Raw genomic sequence first — 22,279 nt, 5'->3', positions numbered from 1 at the left:
GAACTTTCGTAGGATTGCAACGCGTTATGATAAGCTCGCTCATGTTTATCTGGCTACGGTTTACATTGCCTCAATTTGCATCTTACTTAAGTAGTTTTCAGACGGACCCTAATCACATTGAAAAACTTTTATTCGGAATTAAGAAATAGTGACCGAGAAAAGTGGAATAACTTTTTAGATAAGCTTCAAGATAAAGTGGTAAGGACAAACGCACTTGATTTAGGAAAAATGGGATTCCCTGATAATTGGTACGAGGTTTTGTATCTGAATTAAAAATGAAACAGTAAAGAGGGCACTCTGGTTAATGGAGTGTCTTTATTTGTGTTTTCGGAAGAGTCAACAAGAAGAAGGTAAGCCAAGCATAATTGGCTAAATCAAACAATTAGGACTGGATTTGGGTTAGGAAGCAGAGTTAGGATGACGACAAGTTAAATGACGAAGGGGTAGGATGTAATGATGATTAAGCCTAAATTAATGACAGTGGATGAATTGTATGCCGAGACTGATAGCGACCCAACGATGGCGATTGACATGGAGTACCGGGACAAGTTGTACCGGGCGCGGATATTCAGGCCGCTGAATGAGGTGAACTTTGATTTGATAAACAGCATTTATGGCGGCAAGTGTAAGGCTATATCAGTTAGCGGCTATCGGATGGATGAATCAGGTAATCGATTGGATGATAACGGTAGGATAATGTTCAACGACGATGACAAGTATATTGACCCAGAGGATGAGGAAGAATTGGAGCGTCGATTTTATGGCAGTCTGACTATGTTGTGGTTCGCACCGAAGTCTGCTGACATGGATAGAGTACATATTGATTGGTCGCATCCGGGGTTGATTATCTGATTAAGACAATTGCCAGAGTATGATGATATGAAATGGGAGATATATGATGCAAATACCAGATAATTACCGCAAGATTGGCGATTATGATAATGCTTGCGTCGACGGTCAAGCAGTGATGAATCAGATTGATGCTGAGTATGATGGCAGTTGGTATCGGGCGATGTTATACCCTGATGTAAATCAACTAAGAGTAGTCAACCTAGTTGATGCCAATGGCAATCCAATCAGGATGGTCGTGGCTGAGGGTTATAAGTTAGATGCCCAAGGTGATAACAGATTAGACCGCGATGATAATGTAGAGTATGACGATATTGACGCGATTAATAAAGATGATATCAGACAATTGTTCGTGCGTTGTAGCGGTGATAGGACGTTGCAATGGTTATTGCCACCCGACTTTGATATCAATACAGATGAGTTGGATTTTTCGCATCCGACATTTATTGGCTGATTTGAATGAGTATGATGATATGAAAAATAAAATAATTAAATTTGATGCCGGTTAACGTTGAGTTAGCGGGCTTTTTTGTCGTTCGTGTAATGACTTTGCATTTTTTTGCAGGATTTTAATTGACAAGTATTGCAGGCAGAGTTAGATTTACGACATAAAGATGATAAGTAATAAGTTATATAAAGATTAATCGGATGGGGGAATTAGTGATGGATAAGAATAATAAGACAGTTCAAATCAGAATAAGTAGTAAGGAGCGTCAAGAGCTTGATGAGCTGGCCGCTAAGATGGGATTAACCTTACCGGCGTTGACGAAGATGTTTTACAGCAAATTATTGACCGAAGGTAAGTTGCCGTTCAACGTGTAATGCACATTGATAGGTCGAGTAGTTAGGTTTATGATTAGCTAGTATGGTTAATACGATTGATAGATAAGAGGAGATTAAGTTAATGCGGAATAGATTGAAGAATGCAGTTACTATTGCATCGATTGGATTGGGTATGATTGCTGGGACAGGGTTAACAGCCAGTGCCGCAACGGTTAATCCACATATTATTAGTCAAGGTAAAGTTACTAAGTTTGGCAAGGTGACAGGTGATGTTAAAGGCAGTTTGTATAACCTGCCAACTGATAATACTGGTAAATTACGGTTTATCCAAACACATAAGCTGAAGAACTTCCCGCATACAGCATGGATTATCAGCAAATCGGCATTGGTAAAGAAGAATAATGGCAAGGATTACCGTTATTATTACGTGACGTCAACCAGCGCTAAATCAAAGAAGAATTATAGTGGCTGGGTCTGGCACAAGTATTTGAAGACGCCAAGCAAGGTCAATCTGAATGCGCCGTACATCAGTCAACAAGCTGTTAAGGCATGGATGGGTTGTGAATCAGCGTCGCTACTAGAAGGATTACACTATAAAGGTGTGATGAAGTCTACCGGCCTAGTCAAGTTTATGAAGAAATTGCCACGAAGCAAGAACAACAATCCAAATAATGGATTTGCCGGTTCCCCATATCGGGTAACGCCAGGAGTCTTCCAATCTATATTCCCAAAACCGTTAGCTAAATGGGGTAATAAGTACACAACGGTGAAGAACATCAGCGGGTCGAAGCTATCCACGTTACGTTCACAGTTGAGAATGCACAATCCAGTGGTTGTTTACGTCACCCTACACTTCGCCAAAGCCCAGTATGGCCACTACTTCTGGGGTCGTGGGATTAACAATAGTCATGTAATGCTATTAGATGGTTATAAGAAGAATGCTTACCACGTAGCTGACCCGAACCACGGTAAGTACTGGGTTGGCGCGAAGAAGTTCAGTCGTAGCTATAATTACAAACATTACGCAGTAGCTGTTCAATAAGGAGAAGATAAATCATGAAGTTAAAAAGTAAATTAGTAACGATATTAGCAACAACGTCAGCATTAGCTGGATTAACGTTAGTAGCCAATACGACGCCGGTTCAAGCATCGGCTAATACAAATTATCAAATTAAATCAGGTCGTAGTTACAATTCCCGTACTATCATCAGCAAGAAAGCTAAGCTGTGGTCAACGCCGTACCAGAAAGGCGACAAGTACACGCATAAGACGGGTAAGGCTTTGAAGAATAAGCTGATGCAGATTAATAAAGTGGCTAAGTCAAATAAAGCAACCTATTATCAAATCAGTCGTCGTGGTCATAACTACGGCTGGATTAATGCCGTGTACATGGTTAAGCCAAAGACCTACACCTTGCCCTACACATACACCAGTCAGTTGTACCCGTTGTACGCTCCGAACGCCTGTGAATCAGCCAGTCTAAAGATGGCATTGTCCGTAAAGGGTATTGCGACGAAGACCAGCCTTAAGACAATTATTAATCGGATGCCAAAGGCGAAAACGCCTAACAAGGGATTCACTGGCAATCCATATACCGAAAGTCGACCAGGTGAAACACGGACGATTTATCCGGCGCCATTGACCAAGTATGCCAAGACGTATGATAAGAAAGCGGCGAATATCACTGGCGCAAGCAAGACTAAACTAATTCGCGAGGTTAAACGTGGCAATCCAGTCATCTTTGCCGGCGCATGGCGGATGCAAGGTCAACGACCATATCACGTACTAGCCTTAGTTGGCTATAAGCATGGTAAGTTCCTTGTCGCTGACCCATACATGAAGAAGAGCTGGCCAAGTAAGGCATATTGGACTTCAACTAAGAACTTTATGAGCGTGTACCATTCACGTCATTCACGAGCTGTAGTAGTTCGGTAATTGAGAGGAGTGTTAATGATGAAGCAAAGTAATAAGATTTTAACTACTGGATTAATGGCATTAGGATTATTGTCAGGAGGATTACTAGCAACGACAACAACGGCCAATGCAAGTAGTTACAGCACCAAGCGTAGTCATAGCGTAAAGCTAGTATGGCGTAAGAGTATGAAGAAGCACGCAATGCACGGCACCAAGGGGTATCTATATAGCAAGCATCTAGGTCGTCGATACAAGAGCTTGAAGTCCTACCCGAAGACGACGTGGTACACCAGCAAGCATGAGAAGTTGCTGGTCAAGAAGGACGGTCATAGTAAGATTTATTACTATGTCACTTCTGGCAATAAGAAGCACAGTGGCTGGATTTGGCGGGGATATTTGAAGTCTGGTAAGAATCCAAAGGCAACAGCAGGTAAGTCATCAAATTATTATGCTAATTTGGCTAATAAGCTGAATAAGAAGTATGCTAATGTTAACGATGATAAATCTGATGCTAAGACGACTAATGATACTAAGCCATCAGCCACAAAGCCAACTACTGATAAGCAAGCTGAGGCATTTGATGCCAGTGCTGTTCAGGCCGATATCTTAATACTGTTGAATCAGGAACGTACCAAGCGTGGATTAGCACCAGTTACGTTGGCAACCAGCGTTGAATCAGCAAGTCAAACCCGTGCTAATCAACTGGTCAGTGATTTTAATCACATTGACCCAAAGACGAATGATACGTACATTCATGGATTACTGCATCAGATGAATGTATATGTTCCAGTATCCGAGGTTGCAGGGATTACTAATCCCGGTGACACAAACATGGATACCGCCCAAGAAATCATCCACGAGTACTTTTATGATGATGCAGATAGTGGTTGGGGGCACCGTGGATTGTTATCATGGGATAAAGCGAAGAAGGTTGGAATTGGCGTAACCAAATCTGGCAATCGAATCTATGACGTTATCAACATCTACTCCAATGGAATTTAGAAAAATAAATCGAGGTCAAATGAAGACAGCAGAGATGCTGTCTTTTTTCTTACCTTAATTACCTTCCGAAATGGTTAATAATCCGAAATAAAAGTAATTATATATGTTGAAGATATATTTTAAAGTTTCAAAAATCGGAATATGACGTTCACATATCAATTCGGAAGGTGTTGTTGTTAAATGAGTATGAGTAATAAGACTAAGTTACTAACTTTGTCGGCGTTGAGCGCGGCATTAGTGCCGGTCGGTGCAGTTGGTATTAGTAAAGTAAACGTAAAGGCTGATGATTCGGGAGTCAGCCAAGCGCAAGCAGTAAAGAATAAGGTAGCAATTAAGAATGGTCAAAGTAATCAGGTTAAGGCGACAGTTAAGAAGGCGGATTCGCATGCTAGTTCGGAATCTAGTACAAGCGAATCTGTAACCAAAGCTGTTAATGATTCTGGTTACCTTACCGAAGATGCTGCTAAAGCATTGATTGATAAGAGTATGAGTAAGACGGGCGACTTTGACGGCCAGCGTGCAGCATATAATCAGGTCAAGAATTCGGTCAGCCAGTCTACATTTGATAAGCTATACCCAGACAATTATGGAGCACCGTTAAATACGGTTATCGATAAGGGTGACTATAATCAAGTGTATTTGCCGAGCGATAAAGTAGGCAGTGACCCTAAGTTGAAGGCCGAAGCTAAATCAAGCGCAATGAAGATGTTCGACAATAAGGTCAACGCGGCCACATTCTACTTCATTTCTGGCTTTACGGGGTCAGGTGGTATCGCCATGCAATATGGGAGTACCGGATTTGTTTACCATGAATCGGTATTGCGTGATGCAGACCATCGCGCGGTATTCTGCGTCGATTACAATCATCATCTAGGTTCGGGTACCGGGTACAGTAAGAAGGATAGTCGTAACTTTAGCGCGTCAACTGTAAAGAAGATTAGCGAAGCCGCCTATTTTGGCATGTACCAACCCCACGGCAAGACTAACGACCCTATCACGCATCAAGAGTTGATTGATTACATGGCAACGCAATTTGTGATTTGGCATTACACCGATGGTAAGGCGGCAAGCAGCTTCAAGATTGATTGGAATTTGTTAAAGCAAGCGCACCCACATTACGCAACTGGTACGCCTAAGCTGACTACGGCAAATGTCATGAACGCGGTACATAGAATCTATGCGATGATTCATCTGTATGAGACGCAACCGGCTGCTAATGGAACTAAGAAAGCTATGAATGACAAGGCTATCTTGTTCAAATATGCTGGCTACAAGTATGAAGGTAAGACATATACGCTGGTTGATGAGGTCAATGGTGAGCGAACGCCGAAGACTAGCAAGTATTTCACGACAAAAATCGATAAGAAGGGTATTAATGTAACCCCTAAAGCTGCGTGGAAGACTGATACGACGCATACAAAGAGCAACCCATTGAAGATTACATGGAATAAGGTTGCATCGACTAGTCCATATTTAGGATTGAAGCCGACATTCTATACCAAGTCCGGCTATCAAGAAATGGGATTCGGCGGTGGCCCAAAGCAGAAGAAAATTAGTGTCAGTGTTTATCATGGAACGCCGGATACACATATCCCAACCAAGGATAAGGGGCCAGTAATTTTATCAACGCATAAGACCGACCGTGAAACGGGGAAGGCCATTGCTGGTACTGAGTTCCAAATTACAAATGAAGATGGTGACCCGGTAACTACCGGGTTCCAAGGGGCAGCATTGCCGAATGATGGTAAGATTACCACGGATGCAAGTGGTACAGCGACTACACCACAATTGGATAGCGGTACATATCGATTACAAGAAACGCATGTACCAGCACCCTATGTATTGAATGACGGTGATTCTGAAGGCCTGCTATCTGACCCAATCGAATTAACTGGTCATACGATGACAACGGATAAAGATGGTAAAGTAACAGGTGACACAGACCCAGTATATGGCACTGTGAATGAACCCGAGTATGGTCAAGGCAATGGCTTCACGAACTTACAGGAAAAAGGTCAGTTGCAAATCATCAAGAATGACGCAACAACTGGTTCAGAAACTGAAGGTGATGGTACCTTTGCTGGCGCGCATTTCCACATTCAACAAATCAGTGATTACTGGGGTAATATGCCAGCCAGTCCAGATACAGATGATGTTGTAACTGGTGTCGATGGAACTGTGATGAGTCGAGACGACCTGCATCTAGGTACATACACAGTGACTGAAACACAAGCACCACAAGGTTATCGGTTAGATGCACCAGTTGCGACAGTAACGATTAATTATAAGGATGAGTTCACGCCAGTGGTTACGCCATCAATGGATAATACGTTGAACGTGACAATGAGTAATCACGTAGGTCAAACGCGTCTGATTATTGACAAGACGGACGTTCGTGAATCCAACACTGAGGATGGAGCCCCAAGTAGTGGCCGAGTCAATGGTCTAGCTGGTATTCATTTCATTGTGACCCGGGTGTTCAAGGGCGAAAATAATGGAGTAATTCATTACGCGGCCAACCAGAACAGTGAAGACACATCATTTGAGCAGTTACACCCAATTGTAAGTGGAAGCACGTTACCAGATGGCAAAGACCACAACCAATTGGAACTGATTACTGATAAAGATGGGTTTGCACGTACAGATTTTATTCCGTATGGTGAATACAACATTCATGAAGTTCCAGATGGCAAACATCAAGCAATGACTGATTACAAGATTTTCTTGGGTACGCCGCATGAGCAAAGTCCGCAAGGTGATAACCAGTGGTTAAATACCACAACTGGTGATACCAGCGATAGTCGAGATGAAGCGGCGGACGTAGAGCATATTGCTAACGTGCCGATTGCGACGATGTTAAAGATTGTGAAGGTAGATGCTGAATCAGGCAACGAAAGTCCAGTGTTAGAGAACAACGCTGTCTATGAAATTACTAACAATGATACCGGTGACTTAGTAAACTTTTGGACATACAATGATGAGGATGCACAGAATGAGCAGCGTACAAACTTCCACACGAATTCCGAAGGTTATCTGATTTTACCACGCCAGCTTGATAAGAATAACAAGGGCTATACGATTAAAGAAATCCAAGCACCAACTGGTTATAAGTTGAATCCAGCAACGATTCAATTTGATGTCCCATTAGACAGTCAAGCTGGCATGCAAAATGCCCAAGTAGTTAAGCAACCAGATACGAGTCAAAAGGGTAAGATTCAAGTCACGAAGACTGGTCAAACGATTAATAGCGTTGGGCAAGTAACGGATAAGCAGACAGGAATTAAGTATCACAATTTCAAGTTTGCCAACTTGCCATTGAAGAACGCAACGTTCCAAGTAATTGCCAGTGAAGATATTGTCAAGCCTGATGGTGAAAAGAAGGCCAGCAAAGGTGAAGTAGTTGACACTATCACCACCGGTGATAAGGGTATTGCTACATCTAAGTATTTGGAATTAGGTAAGTACCATTTGAAGGAAACCAAGGCACCAGCTGGTTATGTGATTGATAAAAATCAGACATGGAACGTTGACCTGAAATATGATGGTCAGTTAGCCCAAGTCAACCAAGACTTGAACAACACCAACTTAGATATCAACAACAAGTTACAAACATTGAAGTTAAATATCATGAAGCAAGGTGAACAGTTCAAGAATTGGGTCGACCAGGGTAAGGGATTTGAAACGAAGAATGCCCCATTAGCCGGTGTGACGTTTGGCGTTTATAACGCCGAAGACATCAAGAATGCTGACGGCAAGGTAATCTTAGCCAAGGATAACTTAGTTGGTGTAAGTACGACCGGCAAAGATGGCCTAGCCAAGTTTGAAGCTAAATTCCCAATGATTCATTTTTACGCAAAGGAATTAAAGACGGATAAGAACCACGTATTGACCGATGGTAAGTTTGCGTTTGAATACGAACCATACAGTAACAATGCCAGTCAGACGTTGTTTATCGGTAGTAACGGCGTAGGTTTATCCAAGGATTCAGTCTTACGAAGCAATGACCAAATTACGAAGAAAGCTAACCAAGCTTTGAAGAATAGTGGTCACACGACCTTACATGCTGATAAGGCAAGTGAAACCATCCGACCAATTGATAACCGGTTATATCGTGGTCGGTTTGCAATTAAGAAGCTGGTAGAAGAATACAAGGTAAAGGACAACCAACCTACATATACGATTAAGCAAGACGATAAAGTAGCCAAGGGTACTACTTTCAGTCTTACAGATAGTAAGGGTAAGCATGTTCAGAACCTAGTAATCGGAGCTAACAGTCAAGCAGTCAGTCATGAATTGCCCGTTGGTACTTATCAGATGAAGGAAACCAAGGCACCGAATGATACGTACCGGTTATCCAAGACAACCTACACAGTCAAGATTACCAAGGACAAGACAACGATTACTGCCAGTGGTAAGGACGCGAAGTTAAATCTAGTGACTGTTGCCAGCGTCGACCACAGTAAGGATGCCGATTATGTGGCAATGGCATTGCCAACCAGCAATATGGTAGCTGATGTGACTGATGGAACTGATGCTAACACGTCCAAGACGAAAGGTACCTTACCAGTAGACCAGACGTACCAAGCAGGAGTAACGGCTAATGTATCCGAGGATGGCAGTATCTTACCAGAAGCACCTGCAACCGATAGTAGTACGACTACTAATAAGGTTGATTCTACAGATAAGACTAGTGATGCCAAGGGTAACACCACTGGTGATAAGTCCGCAGATGTGAAAAATCCAGCAATGTTAGATTATGGTGGTTTATTAGCGCCAGAAGGCACAACTGATTTATCCAAAGTAACGATGCCAAGTAACGTAGACTTGAAGGATAATGTAGCACCAACGCCAGCCAGTGTCCGTGAAGCTAAGAGTCAGAAGGTCAGTCAGTTAACGGTAAAGAACTACCTTAAGAAAGGCAAATTAAAGTTCACCAAGACTGATATTACCAACGGACATGAATTACCGGGTGCACATATCACGATAACGGGTAAGAATACGAAGATTCATTTCGTATCTACGTCGCATGCTAAGTACTTTACATTACCAGACGGCAAGTACAGCTTGCGTGAGACAATTGCCCCTAAGGGTTATGATAAGTTGACACACAGCATTACGTTCGAGGTCAAAGACCAGAAGGTAACGCCAGTGACAATGAAGGATAACCGCTTAGGTAAATTGAAGTTTACGAAGACGGATGTGACGAACACGCATGAATTACCAGGTGCGCACATTCACATTAAAGGTAAAGGTGTTAACATTAACTTTATCAGTAAGAAGACGCCAACATACTTCACATTACCAAGTGGAACTTATTCATTTAGCGAAACTAAGGCGCCTAAGGGTTATCAACGTTCGACTGAGACAGGCTACTTCAAGATTGAAGATAATAAGATTACGAAGTGTCAGTTAAAGGATAAGCCAGCCAAAGCAATGCCAAAGACAGGTAGTGAGTATGGTGGTTTAGGCGCAATGTTGTTATTAGCTTTAGGTGGCTTAGCGACAGCGTTACACTTGCGTAACAAGAAGCGTGAAGACTAAGCGACTTCCATTTTATGATTAATTGTTCGACATCAACATGTGTATTGCCAATGCTTATAATAGTTTGAAGAGGGCGGCCCTTGGGTCGTCCTTTTTGCTTGGCCAAATTGGATTTATTTATCAAGGGCACGTATGTTCGCTTGAAGCGTAAGTTAGACCAGCGTGGTTATTAGGTTGGTCAGGGTATGACCACTTATGTTAGATTGTGCTGATTAGGTTAAGTAGTCTAGCTGTTTGATGATTCATAATTAAGTATGATGATATGAAATTGGTCAATGGAACTTCTGGTCGTCGGCCAAAGTATGGCTATAAGTGATAGATATGTGGACGTAATCAGCTTATAATAAGCAGTTATGTACACAACGGGCTAGTATGACTATATGAAATGCAGGATTGATGATAAATTGACCCGGATTGATAAGATTTAGATGATTTTTATGATTAGTCAGAGGTGATAAGAAACGGTTAACCGCCGAAAACAGCCCCCACAAATCGTCACACAGCGATTTTAAGATTAATTAGGTGTAATTATTCGTGAACGGGGCAAGGTGGCACACAAGGGCTGAGAATGGCGAGTGTAAATGAGGCTGAAATAAATAAGCATAATTTGTTCATGATAAGATGCAGTTAGGTGAATAATATTCATCTAAAGCTAATAAGTCAGGCTGTAAGCAAGAAAATCGGAGTAAAGTAGATAAATTGATAATTTTAACCCCTGATTAATTTGAGTAATCCGTTAGGTTGATTTAGATTAAGGATGTGAACCAATCAATGAGGTTGGTTCAACTAAAATTTGACGCAAAAAAATAACCCAAGCTGCTTATAATCTTGGCGGATTACAGCATGGGTTAGCAGGTAATTACTTCATCGAAGACAGCATAATGCAGACTAATGAAGAATGCAAGTTCAACCTAGGTTTTCGGTGAGGTTTTTACCCCCAGAATAGCGTCAATTGGGGGTTAAATCCATGTTAGAAAATGATAAAGAAATTGAAGAAATATTAAGTCGAATAAAAATCGAATACAAAGGGTTCGATGACTGGTTATCGGCAGAGTCACGTAAGCCATTGCCAACGTTAAATCCGGTGAAGATAGATAGCGATAGAGTTAATGACCTGCGTCAAGTGGTTGATAGCCTACCGCTATTTGGCGATTCTGCATATCAATTTGTATTGTCGTCGACTGAAGAGGGTGGAAGATTAGTGCCAGTGGAAAGGTTCACCAAGGCCCAGCTTGTTAATCAGACCGAGGAAGTGTTATCAAAGTATGACGGTGTGAATCTAAGCTGGACGCCAAACGTGTTTAAGCCTTACAGCCATGGACAGAAGATTGATGATTTAGGATTTATTAACGCTATTTACCTTGATTTTGATGTTGAGAAGGCAAAAAAAGTTAAAGCGGAAGAATTGCCAAGATTACTGCGTTACTTGCGTTTTATCGACTTAAATCCAAGTTTAGTCATCGATTCTGGTCATGGTTATTATCTATATTGGGTGCTTGAAGATGGGCTTAAAGTAACCAAGAACAATGTGTGGGCTGTAAAGAAGTTGGGCGACCAGCTAAAGGGGCTAGTCACAACCATGAAGCAGGCTGGTATTGACTATGCCGATGGGAATGTCAGTAACCTGAATCATAATTTACGGTTGCCGGGTTCGGTCAATTATAAGAATGAAGACGACCCAAGACCAGTCAAGCTGGTGCATCAGTCTGGTATTACATATGGTTATTCTGATTTATGTGCCAAGTTAACCGAGTTACAGCCAGTCCGACCATCTGAAATGGCAGATGACGTCGAATCAGAGTCAGCTGAGGTAGCTGAAGATGATAGAGAGGCCAAAAGGGTCATCAAGCCTAATCCGCCGGTGCTTCAGGTCAGCCAAATCATCAGGTCGAAGAAGGCATGGCGGAACAAGGCCAAGGTTAAGAAGCGGGTTGATAGGGATAAGAACGCGGGTCAGGTGGCCAGTGGTAAGGCGCATAATAAGCAGCAGAACAAAGACTTCTTGATGGATTTTATTATGTTATCTAAGTTACGTGGTCGGGCCATTGATGGTCATCGGCACAGCCTGTTAATCCAAGCTTATATCCGCGGGGCAAGAGACTTGTCCGGTTATAATGAACATTTGGCTTATCCAATGAACGAGGATGGAGTAGAGTTGCTGCAGCAGTCGATGGATAGCTATCGCAAGGATGATAAACTGCACTTACCCAAGAAGGCCGCGACGCTAGCTGAAGAGTTAGAGTTAACTGATGAAGAGGCCAGCCATATGCGGGTACTAGTGCCAAAGGAGTTAGCGGAAGCAAGGGCTGAATTTAAAATCAAGTTGGCGCAGTTAATCAACACTGAGTTCAAGAAGAAAATCAAATTATGTGAAGTAGTCATTGTACAGAAGAGTCGAACGTTGAGCGCAAGCAAGTTGGCTAAGCAATTGGAAGTAAGTACACGTACAGTGCAGGGGGATAAGAATATGGATGTAAATGAATTAGCAAAGTATGCAGTTAATGCGAGCCATGAGACCTTGAGCCTAGTATCGCAAGCGATTGATAAAGGCTTGGTCGATGGTCAAATGGTTAAGCCAGAAGTAGAGTTGGCGGGTCAAGATATTGAGGCGATTAAATCAGGAACTAAGAAGCAAGCATTAAGCAAACTAGAAGATTTCCGCGTTCAGTCTGATGAATATAAGCAGGAGCATGCACGATTCAACCGCAGTTAGCACAATTCCTATTTCGTCGAAAAATAAGGATGATAGGTAGGTGGCAGTTACATAATGGTCTGGAGAGGGTATGCAAAAGTGTGATTCTATTATAATAAACAACTAGACCAAGAGACCGTTAGGCCAGATGATAGGAATCTGATACAAGTGATAAGCATTCAAGATAGAGCGAAGAGAATCAGTGATAGGGTTAGCATTAGAGAGGGGTTAGGTCGCGCAAGCGGCCTTTTTTGTCGCCAAGATTTGGCAGTTGGTCGGCAAGAGGAAGTGGCTAGTGTCGATTTATGCAAGTGTGACTATCTTCGATTAGATAGATGGCCAGTCCAGTTGCCATGTATTAGGTTATCCTGATTAATATAAGTATGATGATATGAAATGAAGGGTCGCGGGCTAGAGCGACGAGTACGTTGCACCGAGCTATCAGGCCAATCCGAATAGGCCGATTAAATTAAGTACGAGCATATACGCCGTAACAGCGTAGTGATATGATTAACTTAGCAGTTAAATTCGGATTAGTGATGAGTATGATGAGGTGAAATGAAACTATGATGGATAGAAGAGCCATGTCCGCGGATATGCGCAAGCTAATTGATACAGTTAACCAAGGTGACTATCATGATTATCTTGATGTGATTGATGATGAATCAGTTGACCTGCTATTGACGGATGTGCCATACAACATTGGTTATCTAGGTAAGGACTGGGATAGTGGTGATACCAGTAAAGGTGGATTTGACCTTGACGAGTGGATTAAGCTAATTAGTCCCAAAGTGAAGAAGACTGGTACAGCGGTAATCTTCTGTGGCGATGGTCAGGTTGGTGACTTAGTGAATGGCTTATTGGCTAATGGATTTGGGAATCCGAGTGATAGGAGTACATACCCCAGGCTATTTGTCTGGCACAAACCGAACGCCAAGGATAGGAAACCGCACAAGCGCCAAAGTAAGGTATTTGAGTCTTACATTGTGGCGACCAAATCGGATGATAATACATTTAATTTGAGAATCGAAACACAGCTGAAGGATAAAGGTTATGAAGATGGACTGTTATCCTATTCGGCCACCGAAGACCTTAGGCATCGGATTCATTCGACGCAAAAGCCGAATTCATTGTGGAAGTCACTAATTGAGATGTACTCTGATACCGAGGATTTGATACTTGATACATTTAGCGGAAGTGGTGTAACAGCAGCAATGGCATCACAGATGGGTCGTTACTACATAACGATTGAACGCACGAGGAGTATGTACTTGGATAGCTTAGTTAGGTTACGGTTAGCCAAGTTAGACGCTTTGCGCCCCGAGTACTTCTTTGGCTATCATCCATATGATGAGTTGCCGGAATCAGAACATGCGACGATTAATGACCGGAAGATAGTCGATGACCTTTTACGGTTGCAACCTGAATACCTAGTCATGAGCGATGAGGATTATATTATCGAGAATGAAGACCTAACTGGTAATGTAGAAACTGATGGTAAGCAGACAACGTTAACCGAACAAGACTTAGGCGATATTGATTTTGAGATTATGGATGGTAAATATTTAATCATGCAATCTGATGAAGATGATATTGAGCTTGGCAAATCCGGATTGATGCTAAGTGACCTGAGAGGAATAACTCCAGTTAGAGCCATTGAGCATACTGGAGCGAAATCGAAGACGGTTGAGGAGAAATCAACATATTATCAGTATCTATGGTTCTTCTTGTCAAAGCTGTATGGTTATACTGAAGATTTATCCACTGACTATAGTGGGTTTTATGCCTTGTCTGGTTATGAGAGCCCAGTTGTAAACGGTATGATGTTCGCCAACAATGATATTGAGAAGTTAAACACTTATGATTGGTTTGACGGTTATTCGGCGGAAGAGGTTGAAGATGGCTTGAAAATCACCAAAACAATAGCTGATAAATATCATCTTCAATATTTAAAGTCTAGGTCGGATGAAGCTAAGTCTGATACGACGAGATGGCGACGAGCGAATGGTAAAGCACGACCACGCAAAGTTTACAATCAGGAGCGTAAAGAGCAGCGGTTAGCAAGAGCCAATGAAGTGCGACAGGATTACCAGTATTCTGCATTGTCAGATAAGGAGTTCCTTGAGCATTACGATATCGCTAAATCAACGCTGTATATCTACAAGAAGTTGTGGGCTGAGGAAGACGCCAAGGCCGCTAACAGCAACGCTAAGTTGAGGAGCGAAGTTAGACGGCTGAAGGCTGAAATCAGAGAGTTGAAAAAATAAATCGGCCATGAATAGCTATACAATCCTTATCCAGTGACTGAATATTATGCATCTAAGAATGTAGATTGGGCGAAGTGGTGTGATGATTGTCCCGTCAACGTTGAAGACGCTTGTGGCAGTAAGAGTTTGATGGTCTTTCTACCATTATACTAAGTGATGGGTTATCCGGCTGATGAGGTTGACCGAAGAGCAAACAGGTCAAGTCACCAGCAATCCGTGACTAAGTCATGACTAGATGACCGAATCCATGACTAAGTAGGTTATTGACCAACCAAAGGAAGAACAGGACTAGCCAACGTTCAGCGAGGACAGTCAGCAGGAAATGAATGGTATTAGCTGATTAATGCATAATGAGGTCATGACTAACTCGTGACTAGGATAATATACACCCTTAGGAAGAAAGGGTAATGGAGGTAGCAGAGGTACGAACCCCGGAGTATATTCGAACCCCACCTCCGGTATCACAAAGAACATGTTCGGTTTTCACAAAAGTGCGACAGACGTTGAGTATTCAGCGTTTGTCGTTTTTTGTTTGTTGTCCGTAATTGCTTCCATTGAAGAGTATGGATTACCGACTGCCAGAAAAGTGGGATAGGTTGGCTGAATTGAGAACAATTTATATGAAATTAGGGCTTTGCAAAATAAACATTGGCTGAGAGGAGTTTATTTTCAAGCCGACGGAAGCCGTTATATAATTACGCATGGTTTCCGGAAGAAGACCAATAAAACGCCTGAAAGAGAAAAACAGCATGGGCGTGATGTTCGGAAATGATGGGAGGATGACTTCAAACAATACTAAGTAGTCTAGATGGTCCCATTCAGTTAGATCCATCTATCGTTGTGTCATTTTTGTTCTTGAAGAAAGCATATTTTAAAATGTATTACTTTTAGAGACATTGCTATGTTATTGACTTCTTGTATAACGGGTATAATAATTTTAAATTAAGTATGTATGAGCCTTGAAATTAAAATAGATGGTTCTACTTTAAGTGATGCAGTAGGAAAGTATATAAATAAAGAGTTTTTTAATATGAAGACTGGTTATGTAGATACTATCATTGAAGCGCGAATGAAGGACGATAAAGTCAAGGCAGATATGTTAAATGAAAAGCCAAGTTAGACTTAGCTGTTAGTCTTATGGAAGCTAGAGAAAATGCTAAATTAAGTCAGAGTGAATTAGCAAAGTTAGTTGGAACCAGTCAAAATGCTATTAGTCGTGTAGAAAACGGAAACGGAAATCCATCTTTAAAAACATTGACTAGAATTGCTGAGGCTTTAAATCAACCGTTAGCTATTAAATTTGGAAATTGACTTTTAAGAATTTGTTTATTTGGGATTGCTTTTTCTGTTCAAAGTAACATAGGCTATGTTAAAAAGATGCACTCGTTCACGTAGAATCTTAATTGTTAAATATAGATCACTATAGGAAAAGGGCACCTCCCCAGCTGGAGATGTCCTTATTTGTGTTATTAGAGGAGTCAACAATTGTTTCAGGCCAGTCCTGAACAGCATAAGTATGGTTGTGCGAGAGACGTTCTGAGACGTATATAAGAGTAAGTAACTGGTGAAGGGGTGGTGAAAGATCAGCAGTGCTCGTTGAGATTACACCTCTTTAAATTAGATAGCATAGTGAGGGGCACACAGTCTAAGAAGAATAGCCGTCTAGCGCATCAAAAAGGAGGGAGCGAGCTGCTGACCAGCTTCCAGCGTCAACAAACCAAGCGATGCCAATTGGTTGGACGAAATAGCGTCTAATTGGCGATTAGCGTAGGTCTGCTAAGGAACCAGGCATACCAGTCAAGTGGTTCTAAGCGGCTTAGATTGGTTAGTAGCTGGTTATACATTAGTTGACAACGGGTACTGCTGATCGCTACAAGATAAGTAGGAATTCCGGTCAGTCAGGAAGAAATTCGGTGAGGCATGAGAACCAGGAAGTAAGCGTGCCCCAGGTGAGGTTAGGCAGAAAGAAGAGTATCCAATGGTATCCGGTAGTTTGGCTAAGAGACGAAGGAGGGCCCGCTTAAATGGATATTTTAACGTTCACCGGCACGATCAGAGAATCAATCAAAAACAGCCGTCAACTACTCGTTCAATAGTAGCTGGCGGCTGTTTGGGTTTTAAATACAACTGGTACGTATGCGTAGGGCAGGCGACTCGTCGACAGTGTCTGCATGACTGCCCTTAAAAAAATGGTAATAAAAAAACCTAGCTGGACAGGCTAGGTTTGGTTATTAACTGAAAGTTGTTAGATTATCATGATTAATCTTCGTAAGCGTTTTGTAAACCAACCTTATCTTGGTGGTCGATTGAAGCGTAACGATCGGAAGCATACATCACACTGGACTTGTCAGCTGAATGGCTTAACCCTAAGGCGTGGCCAATTTCATGAGTTGCAACGTTCGTCCGTTGGTTCTTCGTGTAACCGTACTTGGTTAGAAGGCTACGGTTCAACGTGGACTTAGCGGAAACGATTTCGTTGTTGTTACTCTTCTTTAAGTAGGAGTAATTCGTGTAACCAGCAAGTTTACCGTTCTTCGTACTCAATGACTTGGAAGAAGTTAAGGTAATGTCAGCTTTTTCACCGCTCTTGGCAGCCTTTAACTGAACAACCCCAACTTTGTTCCAACGCTTAACGGCGTTCTTCCAAACACTCTTGTAGTAAGAGGATGACGTGTTGGTCTTGTAAGTAATCGTGGTAGCGTCCCAGCTTCCCCAAGATGGTGTAGGCTTGCTTGCGGATGCGAAGATCGTTGAACTAAAACTTGCGAGGGTTAAAACGATGGTGGCGATAACTAAAACTGTCCATTTAACAACTTTCTTTAACATGTTAATAACCTGCTTTCTGATTTAATTCCGAACGTTTTACAATTCGGTTGTGTTATATCTTATTGACTATCGTTAGTATAAAGCGAGTCGTAAGTGAGTTGTTATGCCACAATGGTGAGTGTGGATAGTTTTCGGGGGACAATATTGCCGAGGTGGATATAAAACTAAAAAAAGCAGCCATAAACCCTCGAAAAGCGTTACACATCGGGGATTGTGGCTACTTGAAAATTTGGAAAAATTGGGTTGTAACGATAATTTCAAACAACAAAAAAAGAGCAGATAAAGTAGAACTCTTTTTGAGAGTCACTTCGTCTGCTCTATTGACTAACTAGATAAGTGTAAGACATGTAACGAACATTCGATAGTAACACATTCGTAAATGTGTGGTGAATTACAGATATTTGACAGCGGTTCCGTATGCAGCGACCGATTGCATATCGGTCCCAATCGAACCGGAATCAAATCGCATCATGACCACAGCATCTGCGCCCATGGCGACGGCATTTTGGCGGAGACGTTCGATGGCGATGTTTCGGGATTCATTCAGCATTTTGGTGTAATCTTTGATCTCGCCACCGACGACATTTTTGAGTGAAGCACCGATATTACGCATGATATTCTTCGATTGCGTGGTAAGACCGAAGACTTCGCCTAATACCTCATATTCTTTTCCCGGAATCTTTTCTGTGGTGGTCACTAAAATTTCTGACATAGTAGACATCCTCCTCATTGATCTATCCCTAATATACCGGTAGTCATTGGGAAAAACAACTAAAGTGAGGGTCAAAACGATTCTTCGCTTTTTGCGTCGCTTGCAGAAAAAAGTTGGCTGAATGATTAGGCAAAATCTGGCTATTTATTCATGGAAGCGGGCCTAAATAGCCCCTATGAACGTAAGAATTGAATATAGTCGGTAAGTTAGTGCTTACATAGTATTTTTAATGAATAATATTAGATGTTAATTTTGAGACGCATGTGTTAAAGTGGAAATTGGAGACCTAGCAAGGGGTCCACAAATAAGGGAGTTCCTATGACAACCACTAACGACCAAGATTCACCGCGCGCCTTATCTAGCACTGAGACTCGTCAGCAACCGCTATCTTTACAAGATCGTGAAATTATTGATCGTTTTTTGGCTTCAGATCAGGCTCATCGACAGTTGACCATTGAAATTGAGCAACGGCTGAATGAGCCCCTCGAGTTCTACCATCATCAGCGATTATTTTATCGGGATGTTAGTGACCTAACGCACTTCCGGTTGAACTTTTTTCGTCGGGTCGGGTACTTCCTGCAGAAATCGGTAGACGCAACGTACCAACTGGAATTCTGGGATCGGCAGTCACACCGTAAATATTGCTTTAGTAAAGCAGAACTTCTACAGGCGGACCAATGTGATATCAAGACGGGGACGGCCGTTGAGACGTTGACGTATACCCATTTTAATTATAAGATTCGGCGGACGTTTGATATTCAAAATCACCATCTCTACTTCGAAAAGGTTCAGTTCTACGTGAGCGGCCGGCCATTCTCGTTAACGGATGGGCTGATGCTCCTCCAGCAACGCTTAGAATTCCGATCGCTCTTATTAAGTGAATCGCTGCTACAGATTAAAGACTTCACTTAGCGAGAAGCGCACTCAATCCACAAAAAAATCCCACCGCATGTGATTGTGCTGGTGGGATTAATTATTTCAGGGACGATTGTGCGGCCAGAATGGGGGCTAACTTGCGTTTAGTCACGTCAACTTGACCGTGGAGCAGGTCAGAATGGCTGACGGGGATCACGTTAGCCACGCGGTGGTGACCGCTGGTTTTAAGAATATGATCGTCGATGATATAGATGGTAGCTGGGTCAACCTGAAGATTCCAATGATGTTCAGCTTGAACGGCATGGGGTGTTAAGGCCAGAGCGGTGATGAGGCTCTGACAAAAGCGATCGATCAGGGCAGCATCGACAACGGCATTGCCAGTCAGCGTGGGCTGAAATTTACCGCTGAGGATGTCACCGATCACTTTGATTTCAGGCATAGGGGTTCCTCCAATTTCAATGATGCCCCATTTTAACACGGCAATTGGCTGGAACGGGACAAAATCAGTGGAGCTTAGCGAAACTTTAAAAAAGGACGGCCCTACGACTATTTGAAAATAAATAAACCGAGGATTAGTTGGATCACACTAGTTGTCACTAATTGGTAACGTTGATTGATCTTAGGCTGCAGCCACCAGTAAGCACCCACGACCAGTATTGCCAGGATTACCCGCCAAGAGAATGGGAGCGTGAGTAGGGCGAGCACCATGACTAATGGTGTCACCAGCGACCATCGCCAATCCCGCTCCCGGTGGACGTAGTAAGGCTCAAACAAGACAAGGTAGCTGGCAACGAGTGGAATCAGGGGGACTAAGAATTGGGTGGCTAAGTAGTGGTTACGTAGGAAGAAAAGGATCACGGGAACGCCGCCCCCAGCTAAAAAGCTAAAGGCTACGAGCCCGTATGCTGACTGGAGCCCTAGTTGGGGCACGCAGGCCAGCACTAAGAAAACACACAGGAGTAAGGCAAAGAATTGAATTTGGTGGTCATGGGGTGCAGCGAGAAAACCTAGCGTTGCCGCGGCCACGACGAGGATGGGACCAATGTGCGACTGGAAGTGGTGTTTGAGAATCAAGAAGTATCCGCTAGCCAGCAGGAGGCCGTACCCGCCTATGTAGATCTTGACGTCAGTGGCCAGTGGGGACCCCGTCGCTGCGGTGGAACCCGCCACCCACCAAAGAATGTTTTGAAAAACAGCAAAGATAAAAATCTGCTGAACCGTTCGGTTTTTAAAGAAGGCCATGATTGTGGTCATGGAATCGCTCCGTTTCAACAAGTTATAGTATTGTCTTTTATAATAGATATAGTTTTGGGCGCGGTCAATCATTCTTTGAAAAAAGTCCGCCGTTGCTTTTAAGACTTCGCGATATGTGTTAGAATGCTTAAGTTATGAGTCAATTCCCGATAGGATTCACGAGTCTAGTGAAGCTGCCTTGTAACCGACTGGCGCGAGATTATCGGTCAACTCGTCGTCAACACTATCTAGGGGGAATATCCATTGCAAGAAAGACATTTATTTACGTCAGAATCCGTATCAGAAGGGCATCCAGATAAAATTGCTGATCAAATCAGTGACGCCATCTTGGACGCTTTGCTGGCACAGGATCCAGATTCACGGGTGGCTTGCGAGACTTCCGTTACGACTGGGTTAGTCCTAGTCTTTGGTGAAATCTCAACGAAGGCCTACGTGGACATTCAGAAGGTCGTTCGGCAAACGATTAAGGAAATCGGGTACACGGACGGTCAATATGGCTTTGATGGTGATAACTGTGCCGTCTTAGTCGCGATCGATGAACAATCACCAGATATCGCGCAAGGTGTCGATGATTCTTATGAGACGCGCGAAGGTGACGAAGATCCATTAGACAAGATTGGTGCCGGTGACCAAGGCTTGATGTTTGGTTATGCCATTGATGAGACGCCAGAATTGATGCCATTACCGATTACGTTGAGTCACGCGCTCATGCGTCGGATCGCCAGTCTACGAAAGATGGGCGTCATCGACTACTTACGTCCGGATGCTAAGGCGGAAGTGACCGTTGAATACGACGATGCTGGTAAGCCTAAGCGCGTTGATACGGTGGTCTTGAGTACACAACATGATCCCGACGTGACGTTAGATCGTATTCGCCAAGACGTGATCGATCAAGTTGTGAAGGAAGTTATTCCAGCAGAACTGTTGGATGATCAAACGAAGTACTTCATTAACCCAACTGGTCGTTTCGTCATCGGTGGCCCTCAAGGGGATGCCGGTCTGACTGGTCGGAAGATCATCGTTGATACGTACGGTGGTGCAGCCCATCACGGTGGTGGGGCCTTCTCAGGGAAGGATGCCACGAAGGTGGACCGTTCTGCCAGCTATGCAGCACGTTACATCGCGAAGAACATTGTCGCTGCTAAGTTAGCTAGCGAATGTGAAGTTCAAATCGCGTATGCCATTGGTGTGGCGGAACCTGTTTCCGTTTCCATCAATACGTTTGGCACCGGGACCGTTTCAGAAGGCAAATTGGCCCAGGCCGTTCGTCAATTATTTGATCTGCGCCCAGCTGGCATCATCAAGATGTTGGATCTGAAGCGGCCAATTTACAAGCAAACGGCAGCATACGGTCACTTTGGCCGGACTGACATTGATTTACCTTGGGAGCACACAGACAAGGTAGATGCTTTGAAGGCCGCTTGCAAGTAAGCTCAAAAATGAATTAAGAAAAATCGTCCCGTTAGTCTGACCATTAGTCGGCTAACGGGATTTTTGTGATATCAATAGTTCCAAAGCGGGCGAGAAGACTGGTGGTTCTCCAGACTGAAGCGTCCCCACAGC

Annotated in this window: 16 protein-coding genes, 2 pseudogenes and 1 riboswitch; of the genes and pseudogenes, 14 read left to right on the top strand and 4 right to left on the bottom strand. The window is 43.0% G+C overall.

All coding sequences use genetic code 11. From position 1 onward, the window contains the following. The 12 genes and pseudogenes from HF569_RS10230 to HF569_RS10175 all read left to right on the top strand — a co-directional run. Positions 1-94: pseudogene (locus HF569_RS10230) on the top strand (IS5-like element ISLpl3 family transposase); the annotation flags it as partial. Positions 95-453: 359 nt separating this feature from the next. Beyond that, complete coding sequence (locus tag HF569_RS10225; RefSeq protein WP_168902341.1) at positions 454-852, top strand: hypothetical protein; 399 nt, start codon at positions 454-456, stop codon at positions 850-852. 46 nt (positions 853-898) lie between these two features. Next, on the top strand, positions 899-1,303 hold the full coding sequence (locus HF569_RS10220; protein ID WP_168902340.1) for a hypothetical protein: 405 nt from the start codon (positions 899-901) through the stop codon (positions 1,301-1,303). Positions 1,304-1,512: 209 nt separating this feature from the next. Further along, positions 1,513-1,671 carry a type II toxin-antitoxin system RelB/DinJ family antitoxin gene (locus tag HF569_RS10215; RefSeq protein WP_168902339.1) on the top strand — a complete coding sequence of 53 codons (159 nt, stop codon included), beginning with the start codon at positions 1,513-1,515 and terminating at the stop codon, positions 1,669-1,671. An 82-nt stretch (positions 1,672-1,753) separates the two neighbouring features. Further along, on the top strand, positions 1,754-2,674 hold the full coding sequence (locus HF569_RS10210; RefSeq protein WP_168902338.1) for a C39 family peptidase: 921 nt from the start codon (positions 1,754-1,756) through the stop codon (positions 2,672-2,674). 14 nt (positions 2,675-2,688) lie between these two features. Beyond that, positions 2,689-3,567, top strand: a complete 879-nt coding sequence (locus tag HF569_RS10205) for a C39 family peptidase (RefSeq protein WP_168902337.1) — start codon at positions 2,689-2,691, stop codon at positions 3,565-3,567. 18 nt (positions 3,568-3,585) lie between these two features. Continuing rightward, positions 3,586-4,548, top strand: a complete 963-nt coding sequence (locus HF569_RS10200) for a CAP domain-containing protein (protein WP_168902336.1) — start codon at positions 3,586-3,588, stop codon at positions 4,546-4,548. Between the two features lie 180 nt (positions 4,549-4,728). After that, entirely contained in the window at positions 4,729-10,089 is a 5,361-nt protein-coding gene (locus tag HF569_RS10195; protein ID WP_168902335.1) for a SpaA isopeptide-forming pilin-related protein, read from the top strand. 967 nt (positions 10,090-11,056) lie between these two features. Beyond that, positions 11,057-12,802: a hypothetical protein gene (locus HF569_RS10190; protein WP_168902334.1), complete on the top strand. Its 1,746-nt coding sequence runs from the start codon at positions 11,057-11,059 to the stop codon at positions 12,800-12,802. Positions 12,803-13,347: 545 nt separating this feature from the next. Beyond that, positions 13,348-15,048 carry a site-specific DNA-methyltransferase gene (locus HF569_RS10185; RefSeq protein WP_168902333.1) on the top strand — a complete coding sequence of 567 codons (1,701 nt, stop codon included), beginning with the start codon at positions 13,348-13,350 and terminating at the stop codon, positions 15,046-15,048. 604 nt (positions 15,049-15,652) lie between these two features. Further along, positions 15,653-15,820 carry a type II toxin-antitoxin system RelE/ParE family toxin gene (locus HF569_RS10180; RefSeq protein WP_168902343.1) on the top strand — a complete coding sequence of 56 codons (168 nt, stop codon included), beginning with the start codon at positions 15,653-15,655 and terminating at the stop codon, positions 15,818-15,820. A gap of 362 nt (positions 15,821-16,182) precedes the next feature. Further along, positions 16,183-16,359 (top strand): annotated as a pseudogene (locus HF569_RS10175) (helix-turn-helix transcriptional regulator); the annotation flags it as partial. A gap of 948 nt (positions 16,360-17,307) precedes the next feature. Here the strand turns inward: HF569_RS10175 and HF569_RS10170 are convergent. Both HF569_RS10170 and HF569_RS10165 read right to left on the bottom strand, forming a co-directional pair. Continuing rightward, positions 17,308-17,874: a matrixin family metalloprotease gene (locus HF569_RS10170; RefSeq protein WP_168902331.1), complete on the bottom strand. Its 567-nt coding sequence runs from the start codon at positions 17,872-17,874 to the stop codon at positions 17,308-17,310. Positions 17,875-18,265: 391 nt separating this feature from the next. Beyond that, the gene (locus HF569_RS10165; RefSeq protein ID WP_168902330.1) at positions 18,266-18,586 is read right to left on the bottom strand and encodes a heavy metal-binding domain-containing protein; all 321 of its coding nucleotides are present in this window, start codon (positions 18,584-18,586) and stop codon (positions 18,266-18,268) included. Positions 18,587-18,904: 318 nt separating this feature from the next. Between HF569_RS10165 and HF569_RS10160 the strand changes: the two genes are divergently transcribed. Continuing rightward, the gene (locus HF569_RS10160; protein ID WP_211089709.1) at positions 18,905-19,498 is read left to right on the top strand and encodes a hypothetical protein; all 594 of its coding nucleotides are present in this window, start codon (positions 18,905-18,907) and stop codon (positions 19,496-19,498) included. A gap of 61 nt (positions 19,499-19,559) precedes the next feature. Here the strand turns inward: HF569_RS10160 and HF569_RS10155 are convergent, their stop codons facing one another. Next, entirely contained in the window at positions 19,560-19,901 is a 342-nt protein-coding gene (locus tag HF569_RS10155; protein ID WP_168902329.1) for a hypothetical protein, read from the bottom strand. 107 nt (positions 19,902-20,008) lie between these two features. Continuing rightward, a complete protein-coding gene (locus HF569_RS10150) occupies positions 20,009-20,716 on the bottom strand; it encodes a hypothetical protein (protein WP_168902328.1) in 708 nt (235 codons plus the stop codon). A gap of 127 nt (positions 20,717-20,843) precedes the next feature. Continuing rightward, positions 20,844-20,962, top strand: a riboswitch (SMK box riboswitch). On the opposite strand from HF569_RS10150, the gene metK reads away from it, so the two are divergent. Continuing rightward, positions 20,960-22,147, top strand: coding sequence for a methionine adenosyltransferase (gene metK / locus HF569_RS10145; RefSeq protein WP_168902327.1), 1,188 nt, complete (start codon positions 20,960-20,962; stop codon positions 22,145-22,147). It overlaps the preceding riboswitch by 3 nt. The last annotated feature ends 132 nt before the right edge of the window (positions 22,148-22,279 follow it).

Source organism: Levilactobacillus tujiorum, assembly GCF_012641185.1.
In the GTDB taxonomy this organism is placed as follows: domain Bacteria; phylum Bacillota; class Bacilli; order Lactobacillales; family Lactobacillaceae; genus Levilactobacillus; species Levilactobacillus tujiorum.
The sequence above is the reverse complement of the archived record's forward strand: the minus strand, read 5'-3'. Positions and strand labels throughout refer to the sequence as shown.